A 15900-nucleotide genomic window follows, 5' to 3' on the forward strand; every position below is an offset into this window, starting at 1 on the left:
CCCGCGCCGCAGCGCGGGTGACCGCCGTCGTCCGTGGGTGGCTGAACCCTGTACAGCGAACCGAACGTGTCCGAACAGGAGGAACTAGCTGTAGAGCTCGCTCTTGGGGGCGTTGTGCTTGACCTTCTGCCAGCCCAGCCACAGCACCACCGCGAAGAACGGGATGGTGGCCAGCGTCCAGAGGCCCAGCTGGAAGACCTCGCCGGTCTTGCTGGTCATCGTGTCGAAGCCGATCAGCACGGTGATGGCCAGCAGCGCCACCAGGCCGGCCCAGCTGGTCCACGGGGAGCCCGGCATGGGCAGCGAGGAGGCGTCGTTGCCCTTGATCCTGCGCAGCGCGATCTGGCTGGCGAAGATCGAGCCCCAGGTGAAGATGACGCCGATCGAGGCCGTGTTCAGGGCCAGATCGAAGGCGTGCGAGCCGCCCAGCCAGATGTTCAGCAGGATGCCGACCAGGTAAACCGCGCCGATCGCCAGGATGGCGGCGTAGGGCACGTGGCTCTTGGACATCCGGGTCAGCCACTGCGGGGCGTGGCCGTTGTTGGCCATGGTGCGGAAGATCCGGCCGATCGAGTACAGGCCCGAGTTGCAGGACGAGAGCGCAGCGGTGATGACGATCATGTTCATCACGTTGCCCATCCAGGGCAGGCCCATCTGGCCGAAGACGGTGACGAACGGCGAGGTGCCGGCCTTGTACTGGTCCGAGGGCAGCAGCATGGCCAGCAGGGTCACGGAGCCGACGTAGAAGACCACGATGCGGATGACAACGGCGCGGATGGCCTTGGGGACCTCCTTGGCCGGGTCCTCCATCTCGCCGGCGGTGATGCCGACCAGTTCGATGGCGTTGTAGGCGAAGATCACGGCGTTGAGCACCAGGATCATCACCAGGGCGCCCTTGGGGAACATGCCGCCGTCGCCGGCGAAGAGGTTGGTGACGGAGGCGTGGCCCTCGCCCACCTTGGCATTGGTGACCACCATGAAGGTGCCCACGGCCAGGAAGATCACGATGGCCCCGACCTTCAGGACGGAGGCCCAGAATTCGAATTCGCCGAACGCCTTCACACTGAGCAGGTTGACGCCCACCAGGAGGAGCAACGCGGCCACCGCGGTCAGTTCGACCGGGACGTTGGGGAAGAAGAACTGGAAGTAGAGGCCGATCGCGATCAGCTCGGCGATGCCGGTCATGGCCCAGTTGATGAAGTACATCCAACCGGAGAGGTAGGCGCCCTTGCGGCCGAACATCTCGCCCGCGTAGCTAACGAAGGAGCCGGAGGTCTGGCGGTACATGATGAGCTCGCCGAGGGCCCGCATCAGCAGGTAGGCGATGACGCCGGCGATGGCGTAGGAGAAAACCAGGGCGGGGCCGGTGGAGGCGAGGCGCCCGCCGGCCCCCATGAAGAGGCCGACGCCGATGGCGCCGCCCATGGCGATCATGGTGACCTGGCGGCCGCTCAGCGACTTCTTGTAGCCCTCGGCGCTGAGGGAGGAGTCGACGGCGGTGGGGGCGGCCGCGGTTTGCTTGTCTGTGGACGTACTTTGAGGCACAGCTGTTCCTTGCGGTTGGGGATCTGGCCGGGACAGGGCGGCGTTTTCCGGGCGTTCGGCAGCAGGGGCGCCCGGCGAACGGGGCAGCCGGTGGTACCGGAGCCGACTGCGGCTCGGCGTCGCGCGGCTCGTCTATAGTACTAGCTGGGCCGGGCCTGCCGTGACGCGGGCAACACCGGGCCGACGCCGGATAGTCTGTTTCCATGGGCACCGATCTCCGCCGCATCCCGGCACCGCGACCGGATTTCTACGTGTTTTCCCGGCTGGATTTCACCGCCGCCGGCATCTATGTGGCGGTTGCCGCGTTCTTCGCCACCGCCGCGGATCTGTTGACGCCGGTGGTGCTGCAGCTCTCCCCCAACCCCGCCGCCGCGTCATACGCGATCAACCTGGTCTTCTACGGCGTGATTGGTGCGCTGGCGCTGACCGCAGCACGCCGCGTGGTGCGGCGGGACCTGCAGGTCCTGGCCACCCGGCCGTGGTTCACCCTGCTCATGGTGCCGGCGTCCGTTGTGGCCGCGATGATTCTGACCGCCGTCCTGGTGGCGCTGACCGGCCCGCCGCAGACCTCCGCGAACCAGGCCGGGCTGCAGGCACTGATGCAGCAGGTGCCGGCCTGGCTGATGGTTCCGCTACTGGTGGTGGTGGGTCCGTTCGTGGAGGAGTACATCTTCCGGCACCTGCTGATCGGCAAACTCAGCCGCAAGATCAACATCTGGGTCTGCAGCGCGCTCTCCGTGGTGCTCTTCGCGGGGCTGCACATCGTGGGCCAGGAGGCGTTGACGCTTCCGGTGCTGATGCCCTACATCGCGATGGGCGCCGTCCTGGTGTTCGTGTACGTCTGGACGGGGCGGAACCTGATGTTCTCCTACTTCGTGCACGCGGCCAAGAACCTGCTGGCCGTGATCTTCATCTACGCGATCCCGCCGGACGCCCTGGACCGGCTGCAGTAACCAACTGGTTGCCGGCACCAGCCTCTGGCGCCCCGCGGGCCGCCGTCGTAGGTTTCTGCCATGACACTGAACATCCAGATCGCCGTCGACTGCACGGATCCGCACGCCCTCGCCGACTGGTGGGCCGAGACCCTGGACTGGGCCGTGGAGCCGCAGGACGAGGACTTCATCCGGTCCATGATCGAGCAGGGCTTCGCGACCGAGGCGGACACCCTCCGGCACGGCGGGAAACTGGTCTGGCGGACCGGCGCCGCCATCCGGCCTCCCGAGGACCTGGCCAGCAGGCCGGCCACTCGGAGAATCCTGTTCCAGACCGCCCCCGAGCCCAAGACCGTCAAGAACCGCGTGCACTGGGACGTGAACCTGGCCGGCGGCGACAAGGACGAGGTCCGCGCCGCCCTCGAGGCCCGCGGCGCCACCTACCTCTGGACCGCCAACGAGGGACCGCATTCCTGGTACACGATGGCCGACCCCGAGGGGAACGAGTTCTGCATCAGCTGAGCCGATTACTAGACTCGGTGTGTGAGCAACGAAATCCCCGCCAAGGTATCCGACGTCTTCGACCCCTCCCGGTGGCGCACCGTGTCCGGGTTCGACCTGCAGGACATGACCTACCACCGGCAGGTGGAGCGCGCCGCGGACGGCACCGTGGTCCGGGACCTCCCGACGGTGCGGATCGCGTTCAACCGGCCTGAGGTGCGCAACGCGTTCCGGCCCGGCACCGTCGACGAGCTCTACCGCGTGATGGACCACGCCCGGATGACCCCGGACGTGGCCACGGTGCTCCTGACCGGCAACGGCCCCTCCCCCAAGGACGGCGGCCACTCGTTCTGCTCCGGCGGTGACCAGCGGATCCGCGGCAGGGACGGGTACCGGTACGTAGTACAGAACACAGCCGACGGCGAGACCCAGGAGAGCATCGACCCGGCGCGCGCCGGCCGGCTGCACATCCTGGAGGTCCAGCGGCTGATGCGGACCATGCCCAAGGTGGTCATCGCCGTCGTCAACGGCTGGGCGGCCGGCGGCGGGCACTCGCTGCACGTCGTCTCCGACCTCACCATCGCCTCCCGCCAGCACGGCAAATTCAAGCAGACCGACGCCACGGTCGGCAGCTTCGACGCCGGCTACGGTTCGGCGCTGCTGGCGCGCCAGATCGGGCAGAAGGCCGCCCGCGAGATCTTCTTCCTGGCCCGCGAATATTCAGCCGAGGACATGGTCCGGATGGGCGCCGTGAACGAGGCCGTGGACCACGAGCGGCTCGAGGAGGTGGCGCTGGAGTACGCAGCGGATATCGCCCGGCAGTCCCCGCAGGCCATCCGGATGCTCAAGTTCGCCTTCAACCTCGCCGACGACGGCCTGGCCGGCCAGCAGGTGTTCGCCGGCGAGGCCACCCGCCTGGCCTACATGACCGACGAGGCCGTGGAGGGCAAGGAAGCCTTCCTGGAGAAGCGCGACCCGGACTGGTCCCAGTTCCCCTACTACTTCTAGGCCAGCCATGACAGCCGCCCCGCCAAATCTGGACCAGGTCCTGACCGCCCTCGCCGCCGCGCTCGGCGGGGAGGGCCCCGCCGTCGAACTCTCGGCCGGCCCGGACGGCTCACCCGTGGCCAGCCCGGTGGACGTCCCCGGAGTAGAGGGCGCCGCCGTCGTGGTCCGCACCTCCGGGTCCACCGGTACCCCCAAGGCCACGGTCCTGACCGTCGACGCACTCGCCGCCTCCTCGATGGCGACGGCGATCGCGCTCCGCGGCGAGGGCCAGTGGCTGCTGGCCCTGCCGGTGCAGTTCGTGGCGGGAGTGCAGGTGCTGGTCCGCTCGCTGTTCGCCGGGACCCGGCCCTGGGCCATGGACCTCTCCGGCGGATTCACCCCCGAGGCCTTCACCGCGGCCGCCGGGGAGCTGACCGACACCCTCCGCTACACCTCCCTGGTGCCCACCCAGCTGCAGCGGCTGCTCGATGACCCGTCGGCCGAAACGCTGGCAGCGCTGCGCCGCTTCAACGCCGTGCTGCTCGGCGGCGCACCGGCATCGGCGGAGCTGCTGGCCGCTGCCCGGGAGGCCGGCGTCCGCGTGGTCACCACCTACGGCTCGGCCGAAACCAGCGGCGGCTGCGTCTACGACGGCGTCCCGCTGGAGGGCGTCGAGGTGGCGGTCGACGCCGACGGGCGGATCCTGCTCGGCGGCGCCACGGTGGCCGCCGGGTACCTGGGAGAGCCCGACCTGACGGCGGCGGCCTTCGTAGAAAGCGACGGCCTTCGCTGGTACCGCACCAGCGACCTCGGCACCCTGGCCCCCGACGGGACCCTCACGGTGCAGGGTCGCGCGGACGACGTCGTCATCACCGGCGGCGTCAAGGTTTCGGCCGCGCACGTGCAGGCAGAGCTCGAACGGCTCGACGGCGTGCGCGCCGCGTTCGTGACCGGTGTGCCCTCCGCCGAATGGGGGCGGGCCCTGGCCGCGTACGTGGTCCTGACCGACGGATCCGAGGACGCCGCGGCGGATTTCCGCGCCCTTCTGGACTCCGGCCCGGCGGGTCCGCTGACGGGCGCGCTGGCACCCAAGACCGTCCACCTCGCCGATGAACTGCTGATGCTCCCCAACGGGAAACCGGACCGGCTGGGCATGGCCGTTCGGCTGGACGCCCTGCATCAGGGAAAATAGTAAAAGCTTCCACCAGGCCTGTTCCCCAGCAGGCCGCCACCCCCCAAGCAACGAGGTACTGAACGTGGCCACAGCCGCACAATGGATCCAAGGCGCCCGTCCCCGCACCCTCCCGGCCGCGATCGCGCCGGTGCTGATCGGGTCGGCCGCCGCCTACGAGATGGACGCGTTCCGTCCGGTAAACGCCCTGCTGGCGGCCCTGGTGGCGCTGTTCCTGCAGATCGGCGTGAACTTCGCGAACGACTACTCCGATGGCATTCGCGGCACCGACGAGGACCGGGTGGGCCCGCTCCGGCTGGTGGGATCCGGCGCCGCGGAACCGTCGCTGGTGAAGCGGGCGGCCTTCGGGGCCTTCGGACTGGCCATGCTGTTCGGGCTGGTGCTCGTGATCATCACGCAGGCGTGGTGGCTGATCCTGGTGGGCGTGGGCTGCGTCCTGGCCGCCTGGGGCTACACCGGCGGCAAGAACCCCTACGGGTACCTGGGTCTCGGCGACCTGTTCGTCTTCGTCTTCTTCGGCCTGGTGGCCACCCTCGGCACCACCTACACGCAGGCCGGTCAGGTCAGCCTCGCGGCGGTCATCGGCGCGATCGGCACCGGCCTGATCGCCTGCGCGCTGCTGATGGCCAACAACGTCCGGGACATCCCCACGGACACGGTGGCGGGCAAGAAGACCCTCGCCGTGCGTCTGGGCGACAAGCACGCCCGGGAAAGCTACGTGCTGATGCTGGCCGTCGCCATCCTGCTGGTGATTGTGCTGGCGCCGGCGAAGCCGTGGATGCTGATCGTGCTGCTGCTGATCCCGGCCAGCCTGATGCCGTCCTGGCTGATGATCGCCGGCCGGCGCCGCAAGAGCCTGATCCCGGTCCTGAAGCAGACCGGCCTGATCAACCTCGGCTACGCGGCGCTGTTCTCCATCGGACTGGTCCTCAGCCACGGTTTCTAGGCGGCGCCACTGGGGCGGCCGGTCCTCCCGGCTGCCGGTCCGCTCACGAGGATTGCGGGCCGGCTCAATGGGTCAGGACTCCTCGGAGTCCTTGTGGCGCTCGGTGCGGACCGTGACGTCCGGGTGGGCCTCGACCAGGCGGTCCTCGGCCTCGGCGTCGTCAACCTCGCCCGCGGTGCGCAGCGGCTTGGCCTTGCCGGAGAACCGGTTGTGCAGCGACGCGGTGGCCTGGTCGCGCTGCTTCTGGAAGAACAGGAAGCTGATCGCGAACGCCATCATCCCGGCGCAGAGCGCGGCCAGCAGCCAGCCAAGCTGCAGGTAGACGAAGAGCGCAAAGAGCGGCGCGAACAGCACCAGGCGGATCAGGGAGTATTTCAGGAAAGCCACGGTCCCAGTTTAGCCGTCCCGGACCCGTCGGTCCGCGGCCGGTTGTTCCACTGGAGGGCCGCGGCAGAGTGTTATTGCTCCGTGCCCTGGCCCCGCCGCCGAACGGCCGGGCGGCGGCTAGACTGAAAGTATGCTCCGCGTGGTGGTACCAATCATTGTTTTGGTGGTCTTTGTCTACGGACTGATCGACCTGATCCGCACGGACGCCCGCGACGTGAAGGGTATTTCCAAGCCCGCGTGGATCGCGGTCCAGATCGTCCTCCCGGTGCTCGGTGCCGTGCTCTGGTTCCTGATCGGGCGTCCCCGCGGCAACGCCGGGCCGGCTCCCGCGACGTACCGCCACCCCACCGCCCCGGATGACGACCCCGAGTTCCTCCGCAACCTGGAGGTGCGCCGGCGCAACCAGGCGGAGGCGGACCGGCTGAAGAAGCTCAAGGACGACCTTGAGGCCCGGGAACGGGACCTGCGCGGCGACTCCGGGTCCGGAGAGGCCCACGGCAGCGGTGATCCCGCCTCGGGCACGGACGAGGTCAAGTAGCTCCTCCCCGCTGAATCGCCCCCTCTGTACCCCGCTCCTCGCCCCCCGCACGAACTTGCTGACGTCCGCCAGGGCCACCTGCCGCGGCCACTTGCCGCAAACGGTCGCTCAAGCAGCCTCAGAACAGCCATCTCTGGCAAACCGGCGCCGCCAGGAGCGTCTCCGGCCTAGCGTCTCGGCCCCGGATCCGCCGGTCCTGCTACCGGCCCCCTCGGCCGGTCCGACGCGGACCACTCCTCCCCCACACCCCGGGTCACCTGTGGACAACCCACCTGCCCCGCTCCAACCGGCGCAGAATGACCTTCATGCGCCCACCCAGCGAGCTCCCCCCGCAGCTACTACACCGGCCCTTCAGCACGGCCGAGGCCCGGGCGGCGGCGGTAAGCCGCGGCCGGACCCGGGCACGGGATCTTGTCAGCCCCTGTCACGGCGTTCGGAAGGACAGCACCGACCCGGACACGCTCCTCAGCCGGGCCCGCGCTCTGGCCACGGTCACCGACGCCGTCGTGAGCCATCTCTCGGCGGCACTCCTGTGGGGGTTCCCTCTGCCGTTAGCGTCCGCCGGCACCGCCGTCGTCCATCTGACGAGCCAGCCCGGGCGTCGGGCAGTGCGGCGCAGGAACGTCGTAGGCCATCAGCAACTTCTGGCGCCCGACAAAATTGTCACGGGCGCGCACATCCGCTGCACCTCACCACTGCGGACCTGGTTCGACCTCGCCGGCAGCCTGAGCCTCGACGACCTGGTGATCGCCGGGGACTTTCTGCTTAGGCGCCGCAACCCGCTGTCCACCCTGCAGGCCGTGGACGCCTACCTTCAGACGCGGGCCGGGAAGGCCGGCTACCGGAAAGCCACCCGGGCGAGGGCACTGATGCGGCAAGGCACGGACTCCCCCAAGGAAACGGAGCTCCGGCTCCTGTTGCTCAGCTATGGGCTGCCGGAGCCCGGAATCAACGTCCCGATGCTGGACGAGACGGGCGGCTGGATCCAAGACCCTGACATGTCTTACGAACGGGAGAAGGTGGCGGTCCAGTACGACGGCGGACACCATGCCGGACCCCGCCAATGCCGCAGCGATATCTTCCGGGACGAGCGGGCCCGGGACGCCGGCTGGCGGGTGGTGGTGCTGACCCAGTGGGACCTGACCCCGTTCGCTCCGGGGCTGGAGCCGACGGCGGTCACCCGCGTGCGGGCGGCCCTGCTGGACCGCGGATGGACGCCGCACCCCCCGAGGAGCAGAGCACGTCCGGGGAGAGGCCGCCCAGCTGACAGACCGCCCATCTGACAGAAATGGCCGCTAAGCGCTGTGGCTTAGCGGCCATTTCTGGCAAACGGATAGATTAGCGGGTCGGCCCGAGAGACCGGGACCAGCGCCCCAAAGTTGGCCCCGGCCTTACAGTCCCGAGTAGGAGTGCAGGCCGTTGAAGAACTGGTTCACGATGGTGAAGTTGAAGACCACGCACAGGTAGCCGACGATCGAGAGCCAGGCCGCGCGGGTACCGGTCCAGCCGCGGGTGGCGCGGGCGTGCAGGTATCCGGCGTAGACCACCCAGATCACAAAGGTCCAGACTTCCTTGGTGTCCCAGCCCCAGAACCGGCCCCAGGCCTTCTCGGCCCAGATCGCGCCGAACATCAGGGTGAAGGTCCAGCCGACGAAGGCGATGGCGTTGATCCGGTAGGAGAGGTTCTCCAGGGAAAGGGCGTTCGGGACCAGCCGCATGAAGCCCAGCTTGTCCTTGCCGCCGGCAGCCACGGTCTTCTGCCGGTGCGACTGCACCAGCTGCAGGGCGGACATCGCGAAGGTCAGGGTGAACAGCGCCGAGGACAGCACCGCGATGGACACGTGGATCAGCAGCCAGTAGCTCTGCAGTGCCGGCACCAGGTGTCCCACGGGGGTCCAGAAGGCCACGGAGGCGGCCACCAGCATGATGATGGCCAGGCCGATCACGAAGGTACCCAGGAAGCGCAGGTCGCGGCGGATAAGCACCAGCAGGAACACTGCCACGGCCACGAACGCACCGGTGGTGAGGAATTCGTACATGTTGCCCCACGGCACTCGGCCGGCGCCGAAGCCGCGGGTGATGACGCCGGCGGCGTGGATGGCTGCACCGAGCACGGCCAGGGCGACGGCGACGCGGGCGGGCACCCGGCGCTCGGAGCCGTAACGCATGCCGCCGTCGGCGGTCAGACCGGCACCGTCGGCGGCGGCTCCCGCGGCGGAGGACGTCGGCCGCTCCGCCCGGTCGGCGGGACCGGCCAGGCGGGGGGCGTCAGAGCTGCCACCGGCGGCACCGACCCCGGCGCCGACCGGGACGCGCGCGGACTCGGCCGTTGAGCGCTCGGCAGCGGACAGCTCGGCCGCTTTCTGGTCCACGGCACGGAGCATCTTGCTGCTCTTAGCCAGGTCCCAGGCGAAGGCGATGAACGCGACCGTGTACGTACCGGCCGCCAGGAGCATGAAGAGCTCGCTGTACTGGCCCATGGTTTCGTTGATGGGGAACATTACTGATCCTTCTTTGACTCGGTAGAGCCGGGTGTGGGCTGGGTGGCGTCTGCGGCGGCGTCCTCCGGGGCTTGTTCGCCCTCGGCGCCGGGCAGCACGGTCTCCGCCCGGCCATTATCCGCCATGGTGCTGGGAGCGGGCTGGGAGGCCGTGGCCCCGTCGCCGGGACCCTTCGCGGAGTCAGGTTCCTCGTCCAGCGGCCAGGCGGCGGCGAGCATGGCGCGGATCGCGGCAGCTTCGCCGGCCAGGCGGTGGTCCTCGCCGCGGGCCAGCAGGCCGTATTCGACCATGGTCCGGCCGTCCGGGTGCGTTCCGGTGCGGACCCAGGCCCGGCGCCGGTTGACGTAGAGCGAGGTCACCAGGCCGGCGACAGCGATCAGGGCGAACGCCAGGGCGGAGGCCTGACCGGGGTTGTGGTGGATGTCGACGCCGACGTAGCGCTTGACGCCGTCGAACGTGATGGAGCCCTTGCCGTCCGGGAGGGTCTGCGTGGCCCCGGGGGTCAGCACGATGCCCTTGGTGGGCAGGTTGCGGGCGTTCAGCGGGGTCAGTTTCTTGACGTCGAGCTCGAAGACGTTCTGCGGGGCGCCGTCGTTCAGGCCCAGGTCGCCGTAGTAGGAGTTCAGCGTCAATTGCGGGTTGAACAGCTCAGGGTCCCCACTGAAGGAGACGCCCTCGGGGGTGATGAAGGCGGTGGGCAGGAAGAACCCGGCGAACGCGAGCTGGTCCGGCTTGGCGTCCGGGACCTTGATGACCACGGAGGAGTAGTAGTTGTCGCCCTGCAGCTTGGCCACTACCGGGCCCTGCATGGCGATGTTGCCGGCACCGTCGCGGACGGTGACCACGGGGGCGTAGCCGTTACCGGTGAGGTAGACGCTGGTGCCGCCGAGGCTGAGCGGGTCGTTGACCTTCAGCACCTCCTGCTTGGCCGGCGAGTCCGGGGTTTCCTTGGTGGTGACGTCGGCCTTGAAGTCGATCGGCTGGCCGAACTTGCCCTTGGACTCGCGGTCGAAGGTGATCTGGAACTTGTCCAGCTGGATCGAGTACGGCTGCAGCTGGCTGGACTGGAAGTTGGTACCGGGGCTGAACTGGTCGTAGCCCACCAGGGTGTTGACGAAGGTATCGCCCTCCACCAGGATCCGCTGGCCGCTGTAGCCGAAGAGGCCGCCGGCCGCGACGGAAACCAGCACGCCGATCAGGGCGGTGTGGAAGACCAGGTTGCCGACTTCCTTGAACAGGCCGCGTTCGGCCCCAACGGAGGGCCGTTCGCCGTCGCGGTCCCTGACCTCCACGCGGTAGCCGCGCTTCTTCAGGAGCGCCGCGGCATCCTCGATGGCCCGCGACGCCGGGATCCCGGCGTCGGCGGGGATGATCAGGGTGCCGTATTCGGGCAGTCGGGACAGCCGGGCCGGGGTGCGCGGGGGCTGGGAGCGCATCGCCTTGTAGTGGACGATGGCGCGCGGCACCACGCAGCCGATCAGCGAGATGAACAGCAGCAGGTAGATCGCGGAGAACCAGGCCGAGGAGTACACGTCGTAGAGCTGCAGCGAGTCGAGCAGCTTGCCGTAGTCGGGGTGGTCCTTGATGTACTGCGTGACGATCGCGGGGTTGGCCGGCCGCTGCGGGAAGAGGGACCCGGGGACGGCGGCGACGGCGAGGAGCAGCAGCAGGAACAGCGCGGTGCGCATGCTGGTCAGCTGGGTCCAGGCCCAGCGGAGCATGCCCAGCGGGCCCAGCGTGGGCAGCACCGCCTCGGACTTGGCCGAGGAGACGGCCTTCTTCCGGGGCTTGGTGGTGGTGCCGCTCTTGCCGTCCGGCGTGGTTTTCGTTTGTTCGTTCACTCGCTCGCTCATCAGATCGGCAACTTCACATCGGTTTGGAACCAGTACTGCAGGCCGGACACCCAGGCACCCCACACGCCGGTGGCCATCAGCAGCCCCAGCGCTATCAGGATGCCGCCCCCGGTGCGCTGGATGGCGAGCCGGTGCTTGCGGAAAAAGGACATGACGCCGACGCCGCGGCGCACGGCCAGGGCGATCAGCAGGAACGGGATGCCCAGGCCCAGGCTGTAGACGAAGGCCAGCAGGGCGCCCTTGGCAGCGGAGGAACCGCCGGAGAGGCTCAGGAGCTGGACGGCGGAGTAGGTGGGGCCAATGCACGGTGCCCAGCCGAGGCCGAAGGTGACGCCCAGGAGCGGCGCTCCCCAGAGCCCGGCCGGCGGCTTGGCGTGGATCTTGGCGTCACGCTGCAGCCAGGAGAATCCGCCCAGGAAGACCACGCCCATGATGATCACCAGGATGCCGAGCAGCTGGGTGATCCAGCCGTTCTGGGATCCGGTGATCAACGTGCCGAGCTGGCCGAACGCCCCGCCGAGCAGGACAAAGATGACCGAGAAGCCCAGCACGAAGAGCCCGATCCCGGCCAGCATCCTTCCCCGGCGCTGTTTCTGCAGGTCGACGCCGGTCAGCCCGGTCACGTAACCGAGGTAGCCGGGCACCAGCGGCAGCACGCAGGGGGACAGAAAGGACACGAACCCGGCCAGCAGGGCCACCGGGATGGCAAGCAGGAGGGATCCGTTGAGGATGGCTTCGGCGAAGGGACTGTTCACGGCGGCAGCTCCCGGCTCACTCGGCCACGGCCGCGGCGATGAGGGACTTCAGGGTGCCCTTCTCGATTTCTCCGAGCACGCGGGAGGCCACCCGGCCCTGCTTGTCGAGAACCAGGGTGGTGGGGACGGCGCCGGGCGGAACCAGGCCGGAGACGGCCAGCAGGACCGCCCCGTCCTTGTCGTTGAAGCTCGGGTAGGTCAGGTTGAAGGTCTTGTCGAACGCGTCCGCCGTCGCCTTCTCGTCGCGGAGGTTGACGCCGTAGAACTGCACGCCCTGGTCCTTGAACTCCTGGTGCAGGGCCTCCAGCGAGGGTGCCTCCACCCGGCAGGGGGCGCAGGCGGCGAACCAGAAGTTCAGGACGGTGACCTTGCCCTGGAACTGCGCGGCGGTGACGGTGGTGCCGTCGAAGAGGGTGCCCTTGAGGTCCACCGGCTTCTTGCGGTCCGCGGCTGCGAATTCGGTGACGGAGCCGTCGCCGGCAACGTAGTTCTTGTTGTCCCCGGCTTTGGCCTGCTTGGCCAGGTCGTCTTCCTGGGCGCAGCCGGTCAGGCCCAGTACCGTAGCCAGGCCCGCACCGCCGGCGGCGAGGAGGCCGCGCCGGGTGACGCGGACGTTCGTCGTCTCCATGCTCAGGCTCCCGGCGTGCTCGACGCGCCCGGAAGCAGGGCGGCGGCGGGTTCGCTGTAGTCCACGCGCAGCAGCGTGCCGTCGTCGTTGAACACGAGGGAGGTCACGGACGTCAGGGTGCATTCGCGCTTGCGGGGATCGTGCCACAAGCGGCGGCCTTCGGCACTCAGGCGCGTGGCCCAGATGGGCAGCTGGTGGCTGACCAGGATGGCCTGGGCGTCCTCACCGCCGAGTTCTATGGCCTTGAGCCGGGCGTCCTGGACGGCGGCGCGGACGCGGGTGGCCTGCTCCTGGTATGGCTCTCCCCAGGAGGGGCGGAGCGGGTTGCGGAGCATGGGCCAGTGCCGGGGCTTGAGGATCTCGGAGCGGGACACCTGCATCCCCTCGAAGTAATTGGCCGCCTCGATAATGCGTCCCTCGGTGGCGATCGGCAGGCCCAGTGCCTGCGAGATCGGCTGCGCCGTCTCCTGCGCCCGGGTCAGCGGCGACGCCGCCAGGTGCACGATGTTGGCGCCCTCGGCGACGCGGCGGCTGAAGTGGTCCGCGACGGTCTGCGCCATCTCCCGGCCCAGCTGGGAGAGGTGGAATTCCGGGAGCCTGCCGTAGAGGACGCCGTCGGGATTATGGACCTCGCCATGGCGGAGCAGATGAACAGTCGCGTGGGGCATGTGTACCAGTTTCTCAAAGGGCAGGGGCAATGACGAAATCTTCTACGAGGAGTAGAACTCAAGTTTTTTCCGAAATGTTCCCCGCAGGTGGAATAAAAGATGCAAATGCATGTTTATACTGGGTGAAGCAGTTAGTTGAGACTTCAACCAATGAGGCCGCGACCGACGATCAGACAACGATCCGAACGAATCACTTACTCAAGGAGAACCACCATGGCACTTCCCGCTAACCTCACCGCCGGCACCTGGACCCTCGACAACTCGCACAGCGAGATCGGCTTCACCGTCCGCCACGCGGGCATCAGCAAGGTCCGCGGCCAGTTCAAGGAAGCCGACGCCACTCTCGACCTCTCCGAGAACGTCGCCGACTCCAAGGTCAACGCCACCATCAAGACCGCCAGCTTCGACTCCGGCGACGCCAACCGCGACGGCCACGTCCGCGGCGAAGACTTCTTCGACGTCGAGAAGTTCCCGGAGATCTCCTTCGTCTCCAACGGCATTGTCGAGAAAGGCGACGCCTACGAGCTGCAGGGCGACCTGACCATCAAGGGCATCACCCGCCCCGTCACCCTCGAGACCGAGCTCAACGGCGTGGCCGTCGATCCCTTCGGCAACACCCGCGCCGGCCTGACCGCCGAGACGACCATCAGCCGCAAGGACTTCGGCCTGACCTGGAACGCCGTGCTCGAAGCCGGCGGCGTGCTGGTCAGCGACAAGGTCGCCATCAACCTGGAACTGGCCTTCATCGCCCCCGCAGCCTAGTCTGCACACCCCGGCAGCGCCGGGCACTTCCGGCCACCGCGGCCGGCCCCTCGAATGCCCCGCACCTCTTAGGATGATGCGGGGCATTCGCTCATTGGGGCGGCCCCCGGGTGGCGGCTCGAAACCGTCAGCGGGTCCGTCTACAGTGAAATTCATGAGCACCACCGGCGACCTTCCCGAGCCACCCAAGCCAGGCGCCAACCGGTTCGCGTGGCCTGCAGACCATCCCCGGAACTTCCGTGAGGTTCTGCCGGTGGGCGGTTACGCGGGAATGTTCATGGTCCCGCCGATGCCCGTTCCACTGAGGATTTCGTACTGGATTTGGGTGGCCGGCGGCCTCCTCGGGCTGCTGGCCGGCGTCGTCGGGCTCTTTGGCGGGTTGGTCCTCTTCGTCGTCTCCCCCGGTCCCGGCATCCTGCTGCTGCTTCTGGTGCTGATCGCCCTCGCCCTCGCGGCGGCCCAGGTGACGCTGGCCATGAAGATGAAGGAGGGCCGGGAGTGGGCCCGGTACGCCCTGACCGTCGCCGCCGGTGTGAGCCTCCTGCTGGCCGCCGTCAGTACCGGGTTGGCCGGGGGCGGGAGCTGGCCCAGCTTCGTCATCTGCCTCGCTGCCACGGTGCTGATGTGGCTGCCGGCGGCCCAGGCCTGGTTCGAAGCCGGCAAGTCCCGGACCTGAGGCCGCCGTATTTCACGGGAAGTGCGCGGCATCCGTTCCCCCACAACGGCGCGCGGTCGGGGTACGGTGGGACTATCCACGCTGGGGGCAGGGTCTAGGCGCTGATCCCGGCAGTTCGCCTTCAAATGCAGAGGACCGCCATGACCAACCCGCCAGTCGAGCCCTCCAGCCCTGACGGGCACGAGTCCGGCACACCCCAGTACGGGCAGCAGCCGCAGTACGGCCAGAACGCGCCGCAGTATGGCCAGCAGGCACCCCAGTATGGCCAGAATGCGCCGCAGTATGGCCAGCAGGCACCCCAGTACGGCCAGCAGGCGCCTCAGTATGGGCAGAACGGCTCCCAGTACGGCCAGCCGCAGTATGGCCAGCAGCCCCCGGCATACACCCAGGGCCCCTCGCCGTACGGGTACCCGTCCGAGCAGCCGCAGCAGTCAGCCGCGGGCCAGCCGCAGCTGCTCAACACCGCCTTCTGGCTGCTGGTGGCCTCCGGCGTCGTCTGGGTGATCTCGCTGCTCCTGGCGCTCGGTACCCTGGACAACCCCGCGATGCGTAGCACGGTCGAGCAGCAGATGGCCGCCGGCGGCGCGGACATCAGCTACGACAGCATCAAGGGCGCGGTGATGGTCAGCATCATCGTCTTCGCCGTGATCAGCGCCGGCCTGTACGCCCTGGTGGCCCTGAACGTCCGGAAGGGCCGGAACTGGGCCCGCATCCTCGGCACCGTGCTGGCGGCCCTGTCGCTGCTGAGCCTGTTCCCGCTCAGCCTCGGCACGCTGGCCGTGGTCCTCGGCGTCGCCGGCATCGTCATCCTGTACATGCCCGCCGTCGCCCCGTACTTCAAGAAGCAGCAGCCGTTCGCCAACCCGTACGGCCAGAACCCGTACGGCCGCTAGACGCCGCGTTCACGCGCCGGGCGCGGGACCCGGGGGTGAGCGCACGGACAGAAGAAGGAGGTAGGGGGAGTGGCGCAGTGTGGTATTTGTAGATATTGAGAGGAGGAGGGGTAGTGTTTTAGTAAAAAAAAGTATA

General features: G+C 68.5%; 17 protein-coding genes. 10 read left to right on the forward strand and 7 right to left on the reverse strand.

The annotated features are described in order from the left end of the window. Positions 1 to 84: 84 nt before the first annotated feature. A complete protein-coding gene (locus AB0305_RS20055; protein ID WP_364133744.1) occupies positions 85 to 1545 on the reverse strand; it encodes an amino acid permease in 1461 nt (486 codons plus the stop codon). A 203-nt stretch (positions 1546 to 1748) separates the two neighbouring features. Here AB0305_RS20055 and AB0305_RS20060 point away from each other — a divergent pair, with 203 nt between their 5' ends. The 5 genes from AB0305_RS20060 to AB0305_RS20080 all read left to right on the forward strand — a co-directional run bounded on the left by AB0305_RS20060 (position 1749) and on the right by AB0305_RS20080 (position 6103). Further along, complete coding sequence (locus AB0305_RS20060) at positions 1749 to 2498, forward strand: lysostaphin resistance A-like protein (protein WP_364133746.1); 750 nt, start codon at positions 1749 to 1751, stop codon at positions 2496 to 2498. A 60-nt stretch (positions 2499 to 2558) separates the two neighbouring features. Then, the gene (locus tag AB0305_RS20065; RefSeq protein WP_290256106.1) at positions 2559 to 2999 is read left to right on the forward strand and encodes a VOC family protein; all 441 of its coding nucleotides are present in this window, start codon (positions 2559 to 2561) and stop codon (positions 2997 to 2999) included. A gap of 21 nt (positions 3000 to 3020) precedes the next feature. Continuing rightward, positions 3021 to 3986, forward strand: coding sequence for a 1,4-dihydroxy-2-naphthoyl-CoA synthase (locus AB0305_RS20070; RefSeq protein WP_364133748.1), 966 nt, complete (start codon positions 3021 to 3023; stop codon positions 3984 to 3986). A gap of 7 nt (positions 3987 to 3993) precedes the next feature. After that, positions 3994 to 5157, forward strand: a complete 1164-nt coding sequence (locus AB0305_RS20075) for an AMP-binding protein (RefSeq protein ID WP_364133751.1) — start codon at positions 3994 to 3996, stop codon at positions 5155 to 5157. A 64-nt stretch (positions 5158 to 5221) separates the two neighbouring features. Further along, entirely contained in the window at positions 5222 to 6103 is an 882-nt protein-coding gene (locus AB0305_RS20080) for a 1,4-dihydroxy-2-naphthoate polyprenyltransferase (protein WP_290256109.1), read from the forward strand. A gap of 72 nt (positions 6104 to 6175) precedes the next feature. On the opposite strand, the gene AB0305_RS20085 is transcribed toward AB0305_RS20080, so the two are convergent. After that, entirely contained in the window at positions 6176 to 6490 is a 315-nt protein-coding gene (locus tag AB0305_RS20085) for a DUF4229 domain-containing protein (RefSeq protein WP_364133754.1), read from the reverse strand. A gap of 130 nt (positions 6491 to 6620) precedes the next feature. On the opposite strand from AB0305_RS20085, the gene AB0305_RS20090 reads away from it, so the two are divergent. Both AB0305_RS20090 and AB0305_RS20095 read left to right on the forward strand, forming a co-directional pair. After that, positions 6621 to 7028, forward strand: a complete 408-nt coding sequence (locus tag AB0305_RS20090; RefSeq protein ID WP_364133756.1) for a PLD nuclease N-terminal domain-containing protein — start codon at positions 6621 to 6623, stop codon at positions 7026 to 7028. A gap of 305 nt (positions 7029 to 7333) precedes the next feature. After that, the gene (locus tag AB0305_RS20095) at positions 7334 to 8311 is read left to right on the forward strand and encodes a hypothetical protein (protein ID WP_366173811.1); all 978 of its coding nucleotides are present in this window, start codon (positions 7334 to 7336) and stop codon (positions 8309 to 8311) included. Between the two features lie 108 nt (positions 8312 to 8419). On the opposite strand, the gene ccsB is transcribed toward AB0305_RS20095, so the two are convergent. From ccsB to AB0305_RS20120, 5 genes are read right to left on the reverse strand one after another with little or no spacing between them, the layout of a single operon-like run. After that, positions 8420 to 9529: a c-type cytochrome biogenesis protein CcsB gene (ccsB, locus tag AB0305_RS20100; protein ID WP_290256113.1), complete on the reverse strand. Its 1110-nt coding sequence runs from the start codon at positions 9527 to 9529 to the stop codon at positions 8420 to 8422. Further along, entirely contained in the window at positions 9529 to 11382 is a 1854-nt protein-coding gene (locus AB0305_RS20105; protein WP_290256114.1) for a cytochrome c biogenesis protein ResB, read from the reverse strand. The genes ccsB and AB0305_RS20105 overlap by 1 nt, the downstream gene beginning before the upstream one ends. Continuing rightward, complete coding sequence (locus tag AB0305_RS20110; protein WP_290256115.1) at positions 11382 to 12137, reverse strand: cytochrome c biogenesis protein CcdA; 756 nt, start codon at positions 12135 to 12137, stop codon at positions 11382 to 11384. The genes AB0305_RS20105 and AB0305_RS20110 overlap by 1 nt, the downstream gene beginning before the upstream one ends. 16 nt (positions 12138 to 12153) lie before the next feature. Next, complete coding sequence (locus tag AB0305_RS20115) at positions 12154 to 12765, reverse strand: TlpA disulfide reductase family protein (RefSeq protein WP_364133762.1); 612 nt, start codon at positions 12763 to 12765, stop codon at positions 12154 to 12156. A gap of 2 nt (positions 12766 to 12767) precedes the next feature. After that, positions 12768 to 13433: a histidine phosphatase family protein gene (locus tag AB0305_RS20120; RefSeq protein WP_364133764.1), complete on the reverse strand. Its 666-nt coding sequence runs from the start codon at positions 13431 to 13433 to the stop codon at positions 12768 to 12770. A gap of 213 nt (positions 13434 to 13646) precedes the next feature. Here AB0305_RS20120 and AB0305_RS20125 point away from each other — a divergent pair, with 213 nt between their 5' ends. From AB0305_RS20125 to AB0305_RS20135, 3 genes are all read left to right on the forward strand, one after another. Beyond that, positions 13647 to 14195, forward strand: coding sequence for a YceI family protein (locus AB0305_RS20125; RefSeq protein WP_290256118.1), 549 nt, complete (start codon positions 13647 to 13649; stop codon positions 14193 to 14195). 154 nt (positions 14196 to 14349) lie between these two features. Next, positions 14350 to 14871, forward strand: coding sequence for a hypothetical protein (locus AB0305_RS20130; RefSeq protein ID WP_364133767.1), 522 nt, complete (start codon positions 14350 to 14352; stop codon positions 14869 to 14871). Positions 14872 to 15011: 140 nt separating this feature from the next. Continuing rightward, positions 15012 to 15764: a hypothetical protein gene (locus AB0305_RS20135; protein ID WP_364133770.1), complete on the forward strand. Its 753-nt coding sequence runs from the start codon at positions 15012 to 15014 to the stop codon at positions 15762 to 15764. Positions 15765 to 15900 lie beyond the last annotated feature (136 nt).

The organism is Arthrobacter sp. NPDC080086, from assembly GCF_040702285.1.

Coding starts and splice junctions, on each gene's coding strand:
- AB0305_RS20060 (WP_364133746.1), top strand. CDS start 1,749: ATGGGCACCGATCTCCGCCGCATCCCGGCACCGCGACCGGATTTCTAC.
- AB0305_RS20065 (WP_290256106.1), top strand. CDS start 2,559: ATGACACTGAACATCCAGATCGCCGTCGACTGCACGGATCCGCACGCC.
- AB0305_RS20075 (WP_364133751.1), top strand. CDS start 3,994: ATGACAGCCGCCCCGCCAAATCTGGACCAGGTCCTGACCGCCCTCGCC.
- AB0305_RS20090 (WP_364133756.1), top strand. CDS start 6,621: ATGCTCCGCGTGGTGGTACCAATCATTGTTTTGGTGGTCTTTGTCTAC.
- AB0305_RS20095 (WP_366173811.1), top strand. CDS start 7,334: ATGCGCCCACCCAGCGAGCTCCCCCCGCAGCTACTACACCGGCCCTTC.
- ccsB (WP_290256113.1), bottom strand. CDS start 9,529: ATGTTCCCCATCAACGAAACCATGGGCCAGTACAGCGAGCTCTTCATG.
- AB0305_RS20105 (WP_290256114.1), bottom strand. CDS start 11,382: ATGAGCGAGCGAGTGAACGAACAAACGAAAACCACGCCGGACGGCAAG.
- AB0305_RS20115 (WP_364133762.1), bottom strand. CDS start 12,765: ATGGAGACGACGAACGTCCGCGTCACCCGGCGCGGCCTCCTCGCCGCC.
- AB0305_RS20120 (WP_364133764.1), bottom strand. CDS start 13,433: ATGCCCCACGCGACTGTTCATCTGCTCCGCCATGGCGAGGTCCATAAT.
- AB0305_RS20125 (WP_290256118.1), top strand. CDS start 13,647: ATGGCACTTCCCGCTAACCTCACCGCCGGCACCTGGACCCTCGACAAC.
- AB0305_RS20130 (WP_364133767.1), top strand. CDS start 14,350: ATGAGCACCACCGGCGACCTTCCCGAGCCACCCAAGCCAGGCGCCAAC.
- AB0305_RS20135 (WP_364133770.1), top strand. CDS start 15,012: ATGACCAACCCGCCAGTCGAGCCCTCCAGCCCTGACGGGCACGAGTCC.